Source organism: Amycolatopsis sp. NPDC026612 (assembly GCF_040638285.1).
GTDB lineage: Bacteria > Actinomycetota > Actinomycetes > Mycobacteriales > Pseudonocardiaceae > Amycolatopsis.
In genome coordinates, this window is the sequence record NZ_JBEZYB010000128.1 from 1 (window position 1) to 16,106 (window position 16,106).

A 16,106-nucleotide genomic window follows, 5' to 3' on the forward strand; every position below is an offset into this window, starting at 1 on the left:
ACCACTCCCGACCCGCCCCGCGGGGCGCCTTCAACCCCCCCCGCCGGGCCGCCCGGCCTCCGTCCGGGCGACGCGCGCGGTCCCGCCCGCCTCCCGGCGATCCTGGACTCCCTGCAGGGAGTCCAGTCCGAAGGCGGCGCGACGGGCGAGCCGACGGTCGGCCCCCAGGGCCAAACCCGCGGCGACACGGTCCACCTCGACGTCGCCGACGCGGCGGGCAACCTGATCTCACTGACCCCGTCCGGTGGCTGGCTGCAGTCGAGCCCGACGATCCCGTCGCTGGGCTTCTGCCTCGACTCGCGCGGCCAGATGTTCTGGCTGGAGCAGGGCCTGCCGAATTCGCTGGCCCCCGGCAAGCGCCCGCGCATCACGCTGTCCCCGTCCCTGGCCCTGCGCGACGGCGTCCCGGCACTGGCCTTCGGCACCCCGGGCGGCGACCAGCAGGACCAGTGGCAGCTGTGCTTCTGGCTGGCCCACGTCTACGGCGGCCTGAACCTCCAGGAATCGATCGACGCCCCGGCCTGGCACTCGACGGCGTTCCCCAGCTCGTTCTACCCGCGCTCGTGGAACCCGCGCGAGCTGGTGGTGGAGTCGCGCCTCGGGGCGTCCACTTTGGACGCCCTCCGGGCCCGCGGCCACTCGGTGGTCGACGCGGGCGACTGGGCACTGGGCCGCCTGTCCGCGGTCTCCCGTTCCGGCGGGCTGTTGCGCGCGGCGGCGAACGCGCGCGGGATGCAGGGCTACGCGGCGGGTCGTTAGCTCGGTCGCTCCCAGAGCCAGAACTCGATGCCCTGGTTGTCCGCGCAGTCCGCGGTGGTCCCGTACGGGTGGTGTTCCACCTCGCCCGTCCGGCCCCCCTGCTCGCGAACCCGCGTCAAAGCCGCCTCGAGGTCGTCCACCGCGTACATCAGCTTCCAGCCCACCTGGCGGTCCCCGGCCCACAGGCCACCTTCGAGACCCGGCCCCGAGAACCCCCACGAATCCGTCGTCGAGCCCGGGGTGAACTGCCAGCCCAGCACCGCGCCGTAGAAGGCCTTCGCGGGCGAAGCCTCCGGGACCTGGAACGTGAAGTACATCGCCTCGCCGGGCTTCGGCCGGGGCTTCGGCGCCGCCCGGGACACCAGCCAGCGCTGGCCGAACGGGTCGCGGAACGAGCCGCCCCGGCCGTACGGCGAGTCGCTCACCGCGCGGATCAGCGTCGCGCCCAGCTCCAGGGCCCGCGTCACGCTGGCGTCGGGGTCCGGGACCTCGACCCGTACCGAAGCGCCACCCTCGCGCGGGGCGACGTGCCCGATCTCGGGGTACTCCTCGGCGAGCATCAGCACGGCGTCGCCGATGGCCAGTTCGGCGTGCCCGATCCGGCCGTCGTCCATCAGGATCGGTTCGGCGCGGCGTACCGCGCCGAAGACCTCGACGTAGAAGTCGAGCGCGGCCCGGGCGTCGGAAACGGCGAGGTACGGCGTCAACGAGCGCAGTTCGGCGTGGGTCGTCGGGGTCTCGGAGGTGGTGGTCATCTCGGCTCCGTTCAAGATCTGGCGACGCAGGTTGTCGCGTAGTTCGGCGGCGAAGCCCGGATCGGGGGCGACCCGCTCGGAGGGACGGCGAAGCGCGTCGAAAGGCTCAGGCATCGCGACCCTCCTTCTCCACGTAAGCGCGACGGAACGCGGCGCGCGCCCGCACGAGCAACGCCTCGGTGGCGTGCACACTGCGCCCCAGGTGGCCGGCGACCTCGGGGACGCCGAGACCGTCGACGTAGCGCAGGGTCAGTGCGGCCCGGTGGTGCGGCCCGAGCGATTCGAGCACCTGTCTCGCGCGCAGGGCGTCGAGCCGCTCGTCCCACGGGTCTTCGACGCCCGGTTCGCTGTCGTGGACCAGCCGCAGCCCGCGTTCCTCACGTTCCTTGCGCCGCCAGTGGTCGGCGAGCTTGTGCCGGGCGACGCCGATCAGCCACCCGGTGCTCACGGGGGGCGAGTACTCCTTGCGACAGGCGGCGACCGCCCCGAGGAACGTCTCGGACGTCAGCTCCTCGGCGAGCGTGCGGTCGCCGCACCGGGACAGCAGGTACCCGTAGACCTCCGGCAGGGCCGTTTCGTACAGCCCGAGCAGCGCGAAGGCCGGGTCCGGTCGTACCCGAGGTTCCGTCACACCCTCATCGTCGTTCGGCGCCCGGCTTTTCCGACGGGTGAATCGTGGATTTCTACCCCCGGGGGTCCGGCAGCCGCCGTCCGGTGATCGCGACGATCACCGCCAGCAGCGCCACCAGGCCGATCACCACCGCGAACGCGTCCCGGCTCCCCAGCGAACCCGAGAGGGCCGCATACAGGCTCCCCAGCGTCGCGACGCCTAGTGCCAGCGCAGTCTGCTGGTTCGTCGTCATCACGCCGGAGCCGACGCCGGCCAGGTCCGTCGGGACGTGGGAGAGCACGATCCGGAACAGTGTCGTCATCGCCAGGGCGTTGCCCACGCCGATCGCCACCATCGACGGCGCCAGGTCGAGGATCGTCACGTGCGGCCAGGCGGACAGCGTCGTGCAGAGCAGCGCCACCATGCCCACCGCCGTGACCGCGCCACCGACCGGGACGACCTTCTGGCCGTAGCGGGCCACCAGGCGGCTGCTCAGCACCGACACCGTGAAGTACGCGACCGCCAGCGGCGTCAGCGCCCCACCCGCGCCCAGCGGGCCGAAGTGCAGGCCTTGCTGCAGCGTCATCGCGAACACGAACATGAACGAGCCGAACGCCGCGAAGAACGGCACGGCCACCATCAGCCCGCGCCGCACGCTCGGCAGCCGCAGCACCGACGGCGGCAGCAGCGGCGAGCCGCCGGTCCGTTCCAGGCGCCGTTCGACGTGGACCAGTGCCGCGGCGGAAAACGGGAAGAGGGCCAGCAGCGCGATCGTCCACGCCGGCCACCCCAGCGCCCGGCCTTCCATCAGCGGGACCAGCAGCGACAGCAGCGTGACCGCCAGGAGCAGCGTGCCGAGGCGGTCGACGCCCAGCGGGTTGTGCGCGCGGCTCTCCGGCAGCTTGCGGGCCAGCAGCAGCACCACCAGGCCGATGGGGACGTTCACCAGGAAGATCGGCCGCCAGCCGGTGCCGAACAGGTCCGCCGCCACCAGGCCGCCGCCGAGGAGCTGGCCGACCACCGTCGAGAGGCCGCCGGTCGCGCCGAACAGCCCCAGGGCGCGCGAACGCTCTTCGCCGGACGTCGTCGCCTGGATGATCGAGAGCACCTGCGGCAGCAGCAGCGCCGACGCCGCCCCCTGCGCGGCGCGGGCCACCACCAGCGTGCCGGCCGTCGGGGCGATTCCGCAGGCCAGGGACGTCAGCGTGAACAGCCAGAGGCCGGCGAAGAACAGCCGCCGCCTGCCGAACGCGTCGCCGAGACGGCCGCCGACCACCAGCAGCACCGCGTACGCGATGCCGTAGGCGGCGACCACCAGTTCCAGGGTGGCGGTGGACGCGTGCAGGTCGGCGTCGATCGTCGGCAGGGCGACGTTGACGATGAAGAAGTCGATGATCGGCAGTGCCGCCCCCAGCAGCACCGTGACCAGGCCGACGGGGGTCAATCCCGGTCGAAGTTCGGCGCCGGGGGTGTTCGGCGCGAGAGGGGTCGTGGTCATGAGTACTACGATCAACCCCTTTCAAACCTGGTACCAGTTGCTGGTTATCCGGGTACTGGCCACTACCTGGTACCAGGTTCGAGAGCGTGGCACCCTGGCACCATGACCACCGCCGTCGAATCCGGCCTCCGCCGCCAGGAGCTGGCGAGGTTCCTGCGCAGCCGCCGCGAGCGGATCACGCCCGAACAGGTCGGCCTCCCGATCGTGGGCCGCCGCCGGACACCGGGGCTGCGCCGCGAAGAGGTCGCGCAGCTCGCCGGCGTCGGGGTCACCTGGTACACGTGGCTCGAGCAGGGCCGCGACATCAACGCGTCCGAGCAGGTCCTGCAGGCCATCGCCCGCACCCTGCGGCTCGACCCGCACGAGCACGTCCACCTGTTCCGCCTGGCCGGCGCGCCCGAGCCGGAGCGCGAGAAGGACTGCCAGGTCATCACGCCGGCGATGGAGCTGATGCTCGAGAAGCTGGAGCCGTACCCGGTCGCGATCCGCAACGCCCGCTGCGATCTGCTCGGTTACAACCGCGGCTACACCTGGCTGCTGGGTGACGTCGGCGCGATCCCGTTCGAGGACCGCAACACCCTGGTCCAGTGCCTGCTCAACGCCGAGTGGCGCAAGCGGATGCTGGACTGGGAGTCGAACATCCCACGGGTGATCGCGTCGTTCCGCGCGGCGATGGCCGACCACGTCGCCGAGCCGGCGTGGAAGCAGCTGGTGAAGCGGCTGAAGGCGGAGTCGCCGCTGTTCGCCGAGCTGTGGCCGCACCACGACGTCAACGCGGAGCCGATCCGCACCAAGCGGTACCTGCACCCGGACGTCGGGCTGCTCCAGTTCAACTTCACCTACCTCTACTACGGCCGCCGGTCCGAGATCACCATGTCGACCTACACCCCGGCCGACGAAGAAACGGCGGCGAAGCTGCCGCTGATGTTCGACTGACGACGTACGCCGGGAGGCCGCTTCGAGACGGACGTGCGGCCCGGCCGGGACCGGTAGTTTTCGCGGTATGAGATGGCCGCCCTGGGTGGGCCGCGTGGTCCGCACCGTCGTCGTCCTGGGCTTCGTGCTCGGGGCGACCAGCGCGGCTTCGCGGTGGCAACCCGGGACGTCGCCACTGACGCCGCTCGGTGCCGCTTGGCTCGCCGCGACCGTCCTCACGCTGCTGATCGTCCACCGCTTCCCGCTGCCGCTCTTCCTCCTCACAGCCGCATCCGCGTTCGGCTACTACGCCTCCGGCCTGCCCGGCGGGCCGGTCATCCTGGTACCGACCATCGCGTTGTTCGTGCTGACCCGGCAGCGCGGGCCGCTCACCGCGGGCAGCACCGGCGCGGCCGCGCTCGCCGCCGCCTACGTCGTGCACGTCGTCCTGACCAGGTCGTTCGCCCTGGAAGCGGGGGCCGCGTTCCTCGTCGTCTGGCTGACCGCCGTCACCGGGATCGGGACCGCCGTCCGGTACCAGCTCGACGCGCTCGCCGCCCGCCGCGACCAGGCCGACGAGCACCGCCACCGGCTCGCGGAACAGGAACGGCTGCGCATCGCCCGCGAGGTCCACGACGTCGTCGCGCACAGCCTCGCGATGATCAACGTCCAGGCGGGCGTCGCCGCGCACGTCGCCGATCGGCGCCCCGAGCAGGCGAAGGAAGCGCTGCTCAACATCAAGGCGGCCAGTGCGTCCGCGCTGAACGACCTGCGGGCGACCCTGGCCGTGTTGCGCTCCGGCCAGGACAAGGCGCCCGCCCCGAGCCTTGCCCAGGCCGGTGAGCTGCTGGACCACGCCCACGACGCCGGGCTGACGGTCGAGGTCCACGGCGACGCCGGCGAGCTCCCGGCGCCGGTCGACGCCGCCGCCTATCGGATCCTGCAGGAGTCGCTGACCAACGTCGTCCGGCACGCCGACCAGCCGAAACACGTCGAAGTGCGGTTCGGACGGCAACGAGGGTCCGTCACGCTCCAGGTGCGCGACGACGGCCGCGGCACCGCGCAGCCGACCCCGGGCCACGGCCTCCGGGGCATGGGCGAACGCGCCGCGGCGCTCGGCGGCCGGTGCACCGCCGGGCCGGTCGACGGCGGTTTCGAAGTGTTCGTCGAATTGCCGATCGAGGGGGAAACATGATCCGCGTCCTGCTGGCCGACGACCAGATCCTGGTCCGCGCCGGGTTCCGCGTGCTGCTGGAGACCGAGGACGGCTTCGAGGTGTGCGGCGAGGCGGGTGACGGCGAGCAGGCCGTCACGCTCGCGATCGAGCACCGGCCCGACATCGTCGTGATGGACATCCGCATGCCCGGCGTCGACGGCCTCGAAGCCACCCGCCGGATCACCGCCCACCCCGACCTCGCCGGGACGAAGGTGCTGGTCCTGACCACGTTCGACGTAGACGAGTACGTCTACGAAGCCCTGCGCGCGGGCGCCGGCGGCTTCCTGCTGAAGGACACCGAGCCGGTCGAGCTGCTGCGCGCGCTGCGGGTCGTCGCCGACGGGGAGGCGCTGCTGGCCCCGACGGTCACGCGCCGGCTGATCCAGGAGTTCGTCGGCCGCCCGGAAAACCGGCGCATCGACACCCGCGCCGTCCGCGAGATCACCGACCGCGAGCGCGAGGTGCTCGGTCTGGTCGCGGGCGGCATGTCGAACGACGAAATCGCCGCCCACCTGGTGATCTCGACGGCGACAGCGCGCACCCACGTCAGCCGCATCATGACGAAGATCGGCGCGCGCGACCGCGCCCAGCTGGTGGTGCTCGCCTACGAGTCCGGGCTGGTCACACCGCGTCGCCCCGCCTGACCCGGCGCACCACGCGAACCGCGCGCACCAGGAACACCATGGCGAGGACGCCGACCAGGCAGATCCAGATCACGACGCCTCCTCTCCCGGCTGATGCTCTGCTCAGAGGGCGTCCGGGAGAGGGACCGCGTTCACCGACACGGCGGAACGTCACCCTTTCGGGTCAGTTGTTGGTGCGCTCCGTCGGCGGTGCCTTCTGGACCTGGGCGGTCAGCAGCGTCTTGAACGAGCTGAGCGTCGCGTCCTTGGTCGGGCCGAACGAGTCGATGATGACGACCCGGCTGTACAGCACGTAGACCGCCCGGTAGACCTGCTGGGTGCTGTCCGCAGCCGAGAACACCTGCACCCCGTGGAGGGACAGGTTGCGGTTGACGGTCAGGCCGCCTTCCTGCTCGGCGTTCCCGTACTCGGCGGCCACCGCGGCGGCGGCCTGCGCGTTCGGCAGCTCCAGGGCGAACAGGCCCAGCGTGACGTCGCCCTCCTTGGTCGTCTTGAGCAGGCCCTCGGTCATGCCGCTCTGCTTGCACTTCTCGACGACCGTGGTCGGCAGGTACTTGGCCGACTCCAGCTTGTCCATGTCGAACTCGCCACCGCCGGCGCGCGTGGTGCCGGCCGGGGTGACCAGCGCCGACGAGTTGTCGCTCGGCTCGGGCTTGGCCGCGGGCGGCTCCGGAAGCGGCTTCACGGTCGGCGCGGGCGGCGGCTGCGGGCTCGAGCTCTGGGCCACCGGCGGCGTCGACCCGCCGTTGTCCTTGATGAACAGCGCCCAGACGCCGAACCCGAGGCCCGCCACCACGAGCGCCGCGACCACGGCGAAGGCGATCTTCTTGCCCTTGCCCGACGACGGCTGCGTCTGGAAGCTCTCCGGGCCCTGGCTGATCCAGTCCGCGTTGTTCGACGGCGGGGTCAGCGGCGGGAACTCCGAACCACCCCACGGCGGGCTGACGTCCTGCTGCGCCGCACCCCACGGGTTCTGCTGCGGCATCGGCTGGGCGAACCCGCCGGCGGGGGAGTGCTGGGCGTACTGGGGCGGCGGCTGGTGCTGCTGCATCGGCTGCGGGAACCCACCCGACGGTGAGTTCGGGTGCTGTTGCTGTTGCTGCCACGGCGGGACGACCTGGGTCCGCTCGCCACCCCCGGCGTCGGCCGCGGAGACGACCTGCGTCGCCTCGGCCGAGTTCGCCTGCTGGGCCGGCTGCCCCACCGGGGTGACGGGCGCGATGATCTGCGTGTCGTCGGCGGCGCTCGGCGCCTGCTGCGGAGCGGGCTGAGCGGGGGCCTGGGACTGGTCGCCGGTCGAGACGGCCATCGACAGCACCCGATCACGTCGCGCCCGGTATTCGTCGGCCGTCAGGTTTCCCGCCGCGAGCTCCTCGTCGAGCCTGCGCAGCTCTTCCTGCCAGGTCACCCCGGTACCCCCTTGGGTATATCGCCCTGCGAATGCGAACGTGTGGGTGCTGCGCACGCGGAGCGTGGCCGCACGGAGCCATTGTGCACGGGTGTGCTCACCTGTTCGTCGCCCACCACCCCGTCGTTACCTCGGTGTGGTGGACGCCGCGGCGCGGTCAACGGGGGTGCGCGGCGAGCACCTGGCCCAGCAGGTCGATGGTCTGGTCGCGCAGGAGCGCGGACGACCCGCCGATGACGCTGCGCTCGACCATTTCGAAGGTGACGATGTCGCGGTCGGCGAACAGGCTCGTCATTTCCTGCGCGGTGCTCTGCGCGACCGTCTCGCCGTGCACGATGGTGACGTCCTGGCAGGTGGCGGCCAGGAACGGGCTGGCGAACTGGGTGAACGAATCCGCCACCACCGCCATGGCCGGCGCGATCGAGCCGGCGGGCGTGGCGCCGTCCGGCTGGCTCAGGTGCAGCGGGCTCTTGAAGTCACTGGCGATGTAGCGGGTGCGGTCGGCACCGCCGTCGGTGGAGAGGCGGTACATCGTCAGCTGCCGCTGTTCGCTGCGGCCGAGCACCCTGGCCAGGTCTGCGGGCCACTGCCGGACGCCGTTCGGCGCCGCCTGCCAGCCGGTGGTGCTGCCGGGCGCGATCGCCGAGCCCAGCGCGTACGTCATGACCAGGCCGCCGTCGAACGACCAGTGCGTGTCGTTGCGGTCGTACAGCGGGTGGCCGACCCGCTTTTCGGCGTCCGCGAGCGCGGGCCGCAGGTCGATCGCCCCGGTTTCACGCGGCACGCGGTTCCAGAACTCGGCGGTCCGCGCCTGCGCGCACGGCTTGCCGACGTAGGTGTCGGGCAGGTGGGCCGGCTCTTCGCTGTACTTGTCCGGCGCGATGACCAGCTCGAACTTGCGACCGGACTTCTCCACGGCGGCGCGCAGCTTCCGCAGCGCGGCGACGACGTGGTCGGTGTCCATCACCGGACGGCACCGGGCGTTGACGTCCTCGCCGAGGTACAGCCAGCCGTCCTTGCCCGGCAGCACGGTGGGGTAGACGTACCCCGGGACGTCGCCGTTGTCGGGCTTGCCCTGGTCGACGCCGACCGTGCCGCCGTTGTGGTTCGTGCCCTGGCCGGAGCCGGGCGGGTCGCCGAACACCCCGGTGCCGACGGCGTCGGCGGCCTGCACCCCGGCCTGCCGCAGCGGCAGGTGGTCGGTCGCCCAGCCGGACAAGCCGGTGAAGAAGCCCCAGCCGTCGGCGAGGCTGGGGAACTCGCGCAGCGGCCGGTTCTCGAAGGCGGTGGGGTGCACGCCGACCGCCGAAAGGAACAGCGGCGCGACGAAGAAGACGGCCGCGCAGGCCAAGGCCGTGCGCTGGCGCTTGCTGTGCCGGGGCCGGTAGAGGTTGTGCTCCTTCGGCAGCCAGGACTCCGGGGTCCTCGGCAGGCCCTGCTCGGCGGGCAACTGCGACGGAGGACGGGACGACACAGCCGTATCCTAGCGCCGGGCCGGTGACCGGCGGTTCGGATCGGTGATCTCGGAGGGGACGTGCGATGAGCGGTGGCCGAGGGCCGGGCTACGACCAGCGGCTGGCCAGGGAGCGCGAGACCTTCGCCGGCCAGGAGGAGATCCACGGCAACCTGCCGCCGTCGGCGCACCGGTGGTCCAACCGGCACGTGCGCCCGAAGCTCGAAGCGCTCGGCGTCCCGGGCCTCGACGAGCTGATCGTCGGGCAGATCGCCGAACGCGCGCGGCGGCTTTCGCGGGACGCCGTGGTGCTGTCGCTGGGCAGCGGCAACGGCGACCAGGAGCTCGGCTGGCTGCGCGGCCTCGCCGCCGAAGGTCTGGACAACGTGCGGCTGCGGCTGCTCGAACTGAACCCCGAGATGCAGGCGCGTGCCGAGGCGTCGGCCCGCGAACAGGGCGTGGCCGACCGCGTCGAGCTGATCACCGCGGACTTCAACACCTGGCGCGCCGACGCCGGGCACGACGTCGTCGTCGGGTTCCAGGCGCTGCACCACGTCCTCGACCTCGAACACCTCTACGGCCAGATCAAGAGCAGCCTCACCGCGGACGGCGTCCTGGTGGTGCACGACATGATCGGCCGCAACGGGCACCGCCGGTGGCCCGAGGCCCACGAGGTCGTCGACCGGATCTGGGCGACGCTGCCGCCGGAGCTGCGCCGCAACGCGCTGACCGGGCAGATCGACGACGAGTTCACCGACATCGACTGCGCCGCGGACGGCTTCGAGGGCATCCGGGCCCAGGACGTCCTGCCGGTGCTCCTCGACTTCCTCCACCCGAGCCTGTTCCTGCCCTACGGCAACGTGATCGACCCGTTCGTCGACCGCATCTACGGCCACAACTTCGCCATGGACAACGCCGCGCACGTCGCCCTGATCGACGAGCTCGGCGTCCTCGACGACAGCCTGCTCGACCTCGGGCTCGTCACCGGGACGCGGCTGACCGCGCTCTTCCACCCCACACCGCAGCCGCTGCGCGCGCACGGCAACCGGACGCCGGAACGGTCGGTGCGGGACACCCGCGTCGTCGACCCCGCCGGCCGCGTCTCGTTCCGGCCCGGTGGCACGAACGGGGAACGGCTGGTGCGCGGCGCGGGGATCGTGACCGGCCGGATGAACGGCGTCTTCCACGACGACTGGGCGGCGCCCGCGGTCGAGTTCCCGGTCCTCACCACGGCTCCGGTCGACGCCGTGGAGTTCCGGACCTACCAGCCGGACGGCGTCACCGAGCACGGCAGCGTCACCGTGTCCGTCGACGGCGTCCCGGTCGCGAAGGCCGACGTCGGACCGGGCCTGACGGAGCAGGTGCTGCCGGTGCGGCTCGCCGCGCACCGGCAGGTACGGCTTTCGCTCGACGCGGACTGGTCGGTGACGGCCGGTGGCGACCGGCGCACGCTCGCGTACGTCCTGGTCGGCCTGGGGCTACTGCAAACGGACGGCTAATCTGCCCGGCATGGGCAAGGGGACGAGCGGTGATCGGCTGATCGAGTGGACCGGCGAGCGGTGCGTGCCGTGGACCGAAGACCTCCAGGTGATCTACGAGCACTACCACCGCTACGCGTTCGCGGCCCGGTTCGCCGAGGGCAAGCGCGTTCTCGACCTGGCGGCAGGCGAGGGCTACGGCTCCTCGATGCTCGCGCGCGCGGCCGCCCAGGTCGTCGGGCTCGAGATCGACCCGAAGACCGTCGCCCACGCCCGGAACCGCTACCCGGACGTGCGGTTCGAGGTCGGCTCGATCACCGACCCGCGGGCGCTCGACGGCGAGGTCTTCGACGTCATCACCTGCTTCGAGGCCATCGAGCACGTCGACGAGCAGGACCGGCTCATGGAGCTCGTCCGCAACCGGCTCGCGCCCGGCGGGGTCTTCCTCTGCAGCACCCCGGACGTCGAGGTCTACACGCACGACCACGGCAACGAGAACCCGTACCACGTGCACGAGCTGACCGAGTCCGCGTTCCGGTCGCTGCTGTCCGCGAGTTTCGGGCACGTCGTCGTGCTGCGGCAGAACGTCGCCGTCGGCTCGCTGATCCACGACAACGGTGCCGGCGCCGGTGCCGAGGTCCTCACCGTGCAGGCCGGCGACGGCGACGGCTGGGTCGTCGAAACCGGGGCGCCGCACACCTACTTCGTCTCCGTCGCGTCGGCCGAGCCGATCGACGTGCCTTCGACGTCGGTCATGGTCGACCCGAAGCTGACGCTCGTCGCCCGCGCCGCCGCCGAGACGGCCAGGCTCCGCGGCGAACTCGGCCGCACCGAGGCCGAGCGCGAGCGGGCCACCGCGTCCGTCACCCGGCTCACCAGCGAAATCGCCCAGGTCACCGCGGCCGAGCGGCTCGCTTCGACCGAGCGGGACGAGGCGCTCCGGCAGGCCGAGCGCGCCCGGGAAGACCGGCAGCGCGCGGCCGACGAGCTGAACCGGCTCCAGCGCAAGGTGGGCTACGACCGCGAACGGCTGGAGTGGCTGGCCGGCAACAACACCAGCCTCAGCGAAACCATCGGCAGGCTCGCCGCGGAGAACGAGAAGCTGCGCGCCGAGACGTCCGCGCTCGTCCAGCGGGCGATCGGGAAGTACCGCGGCACGATCGAGCGGTACGCGCCCCGCGGCACCCGCCGCCGCGACTTCTACGAGACGGCGCTCGGGCGGCCAGCCGGGGTGCTGCCCGGCGCGCCGGTCGCGGTGCCGGGCCCGGTCGCGGTGACCACCAGCGACCAGCCGATCGTCAGCGTCGTCATCCCCGTCTACGGCAACTGGCGGTTCACCCGCGGCTGCCTCGACTCGATCCAGCGGTACCTGCCGTCGACGCCGTTCGAGGTGATCGTCGTCGACGACAAGTCGCCAGACGACTCCGCCGACCGCGTTGCCGGCTGTGCCGGGGTCCGGCTGGTCCGCGCGCCGAAGAACCTCGGCTTCGTCGGCGCCTGCAACCTCGGCGCCGAGCACGCGCGCGGCGACTTCGTCATGTTCCTCAACAACGACACCGAAGTCCGCCCGGGCTGGCTGGACGAGCTGGTCGCCGTCGTCGAGACGCGGCCCGACGTCGGGCTCGTCGGCTCGAAGCTGGTCTACCCGGACGGCCGCCTGCAGGAGTGCGGCGGCATCGTCTGGGCCGACGGCACCGGCTGGAACTACGGCAGGCTCCAGTCGCCCGACGCGCCGTGGTTCCAGGCGCTGCGCGACGTCGACTACTGCTCGGGCGCGGCCCTGCTCGTCCGGCGGGAGCTGTTCGAGCGCATCGGCGGCTTCGACAAGCGCTTCGCGCCCGCGTACTACGAGGACACCGACCTCGCGTTCGCCGTGCGGGCGGCCGGGTACCGGACGATGGTCCAGCCCGCGTCGGTCGTCGTGCACCACGAAGGCATCACCAACGGCACGGACGTCTCCTCCGGCGTGAAGCGCCACCAGGAGCTCAACCGCGGCGTCTTCGTCGACAAGTGGAGCGTCCAGCTGCGCGACCACTTCCCCGAGGCGAGCCCGCGCGCGGTCTGGGCCGGGCGGCAGCGCACGAAGGACGGCCACCGCGGCGGTACCGTGCTCGTCGCCGACCACCAGGTGCCGATGCCCGACAAGGACTCCGGGTCGGTGCGGATGTTCCGCATCCTCGAACTGCTCGTGGGCCTCGGCGAGCGGGTGGTGTTCATGCCGCTCAACAACGCGCTTCCGGAGCCGTACGCCGAGGCGTTGTACCGGGCGGGCGTCACGGTGGTGACCGGGCTCGGCGAACAGCTGGAGTTCCTGCGCGACGCCGGCCCCGACCTGAGCCTGGCCGTGCTGTCGCGGCCGCACGTCGCCTGGCAGCTGCTGGAGCAGGTCCGCGAGCACGCGCCGGACTGCGTCATCGCCTACGACACGGTCGACCTGCACTTCGTCCGGCTCAACCGGCAGGCCGACCTCGCTGCGCAGCTCGGCAACACCCGTGAGGAGCTGACGCTGCGGCGGCGCGCCGAGGTGCTGCGGGAGTCCGAACTGGGCCTGACCCGCGCCACCGACGTCACCTTCGTCGTGTCCGATGTGGAGCGTGCGCTGCTGCGCGAGCTCGTGCCGTCGGCGCGGGTCGAGGTGCTGTCCAACGTGCACTACGCCGACGGCGCGGTGGCGGTCCCGGAAGGACGGTCGGGCGTGCTGTTCGTCGGCAGCTTCGACCACCTGCCCAACCGGGACGCGGCGCGCTGGCTGGCGGAGGAGATCATGCCGCTGGTGCGGCACCGCCGTCCGGACGCCGTCGCCCAGATCGTCGGAAGCAACCCGCCGCAAGAGGTGTTCGACCTGGAGCGCGACGGCGTCGTCGTCCGCGGCTGGGTCCCGAACCTCGACAGCGCTTACCGCGAGGCCCGGGTCGTCGTCGCGCCGCTGCGCTTCGGGGCCGGGGTGAAGGGGAAGCTGGGCGAGAGCCTCGGTTACGGCGTCCCGGTGGTGGCCACGCCGCTGGCGGCCGAAGGCATGCACCTGACCCACGGCCGGGACGTCCTCGTCGGCGGCTCGGCCCAGGAGCTCGCCGACGAGATCGTCACCCTGCTCGAGGACGACAAGCTGTGGCAGCGGCTGTCCGAAGAGGGCAAGACCGTGGTGGACCGCCTCTTCGGCGCGGACGTCGCGCGCAGCACGCTGGCCGGGTTGCTCGACCGGCGCGACTGATCAGCTGGGGGGCAGCGCTTTCTTGAACACCGCGAGTGCGTTGTCGAGACTGGTCTTCAGCTCGTTCTTGTCCTTGGCGAAGGGCTGGGACGCCCACAGCACGATCGCGACCTTGCCCGAGGTGTACCAGGTGCCGTCCATCCGCTGGTCGCCGTTGCGGCCGGTGACCGTGCCCGGGTCGGCGGTGATCGGGGCGTACCCGCCGGCGTGGGCGGCCTCGCGCAGGTAGTCGACGATCGCCTTCGCGCCGTCCTCGTTCTCGGCCGGGATCGCGTAGCCGAGGAACCCGGTGTCCCCGGCCGAGGAGGCGCGGAACACGAACTGCGTGACGCCGTGTTGCGAGAAGACCTGGGCGGCCTCCTTGGGGTACAGCTTCAGGTCCAGGCCGCGGGCCAGCGACATCGCGGAGCTCTCCGGGTGCTGCAGCCCCGGCAGGGGCGGCACCTGGTCCTCCAGCTGCGGCTGGGCCGCGGCGGCCGGGGGCTCCGTGACGACGGGCGCGAACGTCGCCAGCGCGTTCGGCTTCTCCTCGTCGTTCCTGAGCCACAGCGTGGCGCCGATGAGCATGCCGACCACCACGAGCACGCCGAGCACGACGAACGGCCAGGGCTTCCCGGTGCGCGCGGACGGCTCGCCGCCGGTGGCCCAGCGGTGTTTGCCGGGCGATTCCTCCGGCTCGGGGTGCGGCTGTGCCGGGCGCGATTCGCCGCCCGGCGGGGTGATCGGCGGGAACCGGCTGCCTGGTCCGTTGTCCGCCGGGCCGTCGACGCGCAGGTAGCGGGTGGGCGTGATGTCGGCCGGGCTCGGCGCGGTCGTCATGTGGTCCGGGATGGCGGGCACGTGGCTGGTGGACAGCGTCTGCGGCAGCCCGGTCCGCTGCCAGGGCGGGTGCGGCTGCCGGCGCGGCTGTTGCGGGTGTGACTGCGGGTGCGGCTGGTGCTGGATCGGCACGTGCTGGTTCGGCTGGTGCTGGTGCGGCACCGCGGGGCGCGGCGATTCCATGCGCTGCGGCGGGGGAGCCTGCTGGGCGGGCGCCGGCTGGTGCGCGGGGTTGGTGCTCCGCCACGTTTCACCCGGACGGCGCAGCGGCGACGGCACAGGTGAGGGCACCGTCGAACCGGAGGCCTGCGCGAGCAGCTCATCCCGCTGTTTGCGGTGGTCAGCCGGCTCGATGCGACCTTCGGCAAGCTCCGCGTCGAGACGGCGAAGCTCTTCCTGCCAGCTCATCCTCTGGACCCCCATCCACCATTCGGGGCATCAGTCTGGCACGCACGGCCGACCTGCAAGGTTGCGGTTTGAGGTTGATCGGCAACGTAGCGCAAGTCAGGCGTTTGCGGGAGACCCCGGCGCCCACCGGTCCGGGTCACCCGTCAGGCCCCGGAAACTGTCGTACATATGTTCTAAAATGGGCGTTGTCCAGGGGAGATGCCGCCCGCGTCCGCGGGTGGCGTGATGGAGGAAGGCAGGGCCATGGCCTACATCACCCTGTCCACATTCGTGGGCTACAGCGCGAGTTCCGGGCCGTCGCGGTCGTCGTTCGTCCGGCGGCAGCGCCGTCAGTACGAAGACCCGGCGCGAGCGGCGTTCAACTACTACCGGCGGGCGGCCAACGCGGTGCGGTCCGGGCGGGCGGCGAACCAGGACGAGGTGGCGCTGCGCGCGATCGTCAACGCCGCCGACGAGCGGACGAAACCGCACTACGCGGCGATCGCCGACGGCTGGCTGCGGTACCTCGGCCGGAAGTCGCCGCGGCTGGTCGACGTGGGGCGCGGCCGGTGCCGGATCGGCGACCTCGAGATCGGCGTCAGCCCCCAGATCGGGCTGCGCAAGAGCGACGGCCGCCGCTACGCGACCTGGCTCTACTTCAAGGAGGAACCGCTGACGAAGGATTCGGCGCGGCTCGCGTTGTGGGTGCTGGAGCAGGCGATGCCCGACATCCTGCCCGGCGGCGAGGCGCTGGTGATCGACGTCCGCCGGGCGAAGGAGTACCAGCTCTCCGCCCGCGATCGCGAACGGCTGCGGCCCTGGGCCCGCAGCGAGGCCTCGGCGTTCCTCACCCTCTGGGACGCGGCCCTTTGGCTGTAGTCGCCGTTCCAGCTGTGGGTGACCCGCTGGCCGGCGGTGAACGTCCAGGTGGCCGTCCAGGGTGAGAGCGTCCC

General features: G+C 72.1%; 13 protein-coding genes and 1 pseudogene. 7 read left to right on the top strand and 7 right to left on the bottom strand.

Annotated features, from left to right (window positions below):
* The coding region (locus tag AB0F15_RS43120; RefSeq protein WP_360283389.1) for a gamma-glutamyltransferase at window positions 1-759 on the top strand (759 nt) is incomplete at its 5' end.
* On the opposite strand, the gene AB0F15_RS43125 is transcribed toward AB0F15_RS43120, so the two are convergent.
* The 3 genes from AB0F15_RS43125 to AB0F15_RS43135 are packed head-to-tail and all read right to left on the bottom strand — an operon-like array spanning window position 756 to window position 3,622.
* Window positions 756-1,628, bottom strand: a complete 873-nt coding sequence (locus tag AB0F15_RS43125; protein ID WP_360283391.1) for a VOC family protein — start codon at window positions 1,626-1,628, stop codon at window positions 756-758. The genes AB0F15_RS43120 and AB0F15_RS43125 overlap by 4 nt on opposite strands.
* Window positions 1,621-2,145 (bottom strand): sigma-70 family RNA polymerase sigma factor, encoded by a 525-nt coding sequence (locus AB0F15_RS43130; protein ID WP_360283393.1) that lies wholly within the window; start codon window positions 2,143-2,145, stop codon window positions 1,621-1,623. The genes AB0F15_RS43125 and AB0F15_RS43130 overlap by 8 nt, the downstream gene beginning before the upstream one ends.
* Window positions 2,146-2,197: 52 nt before the next feature.
* Entirely contained in the window at window positions 2,198-3,622 is a 1,425-nt protein-coding gene (locus AB0F15_RS43135) for an MFS transporter (protein WP_360283395.1), read from the bottom strand.
* Between the two features lie 102 nt (window positions 3,623-3,724).
* Between AB0F15_RS43135 and AB0F15_RS43140 the strand changes: the two genes are divergently transcribed.
* The 3 genes from AB0F15_RS43140 to AB0F15_RS43150 all read left to right on the top strand — a co-directional run bounded on the left by AB0F15_RS43140 (window position 3,725) and on the right by AB0F15_RS43150 (window position 6,397).
* Complete coding sequence (locus AB0F15_RS43140) at window positions 3,725-4,558, top strand: helix-turn-helix transcriptional regulator (RefSeq protein ID WP_360283397.1); 834 nt, start codon at window positions 3,725-3,727, stop codon at window positions 4,556-4,558.
* A 67-nt stretch (window positions 4,559-4,625) separates the two neighbouring features.
* Window positions 4,626-5,732, top strand: coding sequence for a sensor histidine kinase (locus AB0F15_RS43145; RefSeq protein ID WP_360283399.1), 1,107 nt, complete (start codon window positions 4,626-4,628; stop codon window positions 5,730-5,732).
* The gene (locus tag AB0F15_RS43150) at window positions 5,729-6,397 is read left to right on the top strand and encodes a response regulator transcription factor (protein ID WP_360283401.1); all 669 of its coding nucleotides are present in this window, start codon (window positions 5,729-5,731) and stop codon (window positions 6,395-6,397) included. Before AB0F15_RS43145 ends, AB0F15_RS43150 begins: the two co-directional genes overlap by 4 nt.
* A 163-nt stretch (window positions 6,398-6,560) precedes the next feature.
* On the opposite strand, the gene AB0F15_RS43155 is transcribed toward AB0F15_RS43150, so the two are convergent.
* Together AB0F15_RS43155 and AB0F15_RS43160 are read right to left on the bottom strand one after the other, a co-directional pair.
* Window positions 6,561-7,805, bottom strand: coding sequence for a DUF1707 domain-containing protein (locus AB0F15_RS43155; protein WP_360283403.1), 1,245 nt, complete (start codon window positions 7,803-7,805; stop codon window positions 6,561-6,563).
* Window positions 7,806-7,962: 157 nt separating this feature from the next.
* Window positions 7,963-9,279 (bottom strand): hypothetical protein, encoded by a 1,317-nt coding sequence (locus tag AB0F15_RS43160; protein WP_360283405.1) that lies wholly within the window; start codon window positions 9,277-9,279, stop codon window positions 7,963-7,965.
* Between the two features lie 65 nt (window positions 9,280-9,344).
* Here AB0F15_RS43160 and AB0F15_RS43165 point away from each other — a divergent pair, with 65 nt between their 5' ends.
* Together AB0F15_RS43165 and AB0F15_RS43170 are read left to right on the top strand one after the other, a co-directional pair.
* Window positions 9,345-10,757, top strand: coding sequence for a methyltransferase domain-containing protein (locus AB0F15_RS43165; protein ID WP_360283407.1), 1,413 nt, complete (start codon window positions 9,345-9,347; stop codon window positions 10,755-10,757).
* 10 nt (window positions 10,758-10,767) lie between these two features.
* A complete protein-coding gene (locus tag AB0F15_RS43170; RefSeq protein WP_360283409.1) occupies window positions 10,768-13,947 on the top strand; it encodes a glycosyltransferase in 3,180 nt (1,059 codons plus the stop codon).
* Here AB0F15_RS43170 and AB0F15_RS43175 read toward each other — a convergent pair whose 3' ends face one another.
* Window positions 13,948-15,174 carry a hypothetical protein gene (locus AB0F15_RS43175; protein ID WP_360283411.1) on the bottom strand — a complete coding sequence of 409 codons (1,227 nt, stop codon included), beginning with the start codon at window positions 15,172-15,174 and terminating at the stop codon, window positions 13,948-13,950.
* 243 nt (window positions 15,175-15,417) lie between these two features.
* On the opposite strand from AB0F15_RS43175, the gene AB0F15_RS43180 reads away from it, so the two are divergent.
* Entirely contained in the window at window positions 15,418-16,032 is a 615-nt protein-coding gene (locus AB0F15_RS43180) for a hypothetical protein (protein ID WP_360283413.1), read from the top strand.
* Window positions 16,033-16,040: 8 nt separating this feature from the next.
* Here AB0F15_RS43180 and AB0F15_RS43185 read toward each other — a convergent pair.
* A pseudogene (locus AB0F15_RS43185) lies at window positions 16,041-16,106 on the bottom strand (cellulose-binding protein); the annotation flags it as partial.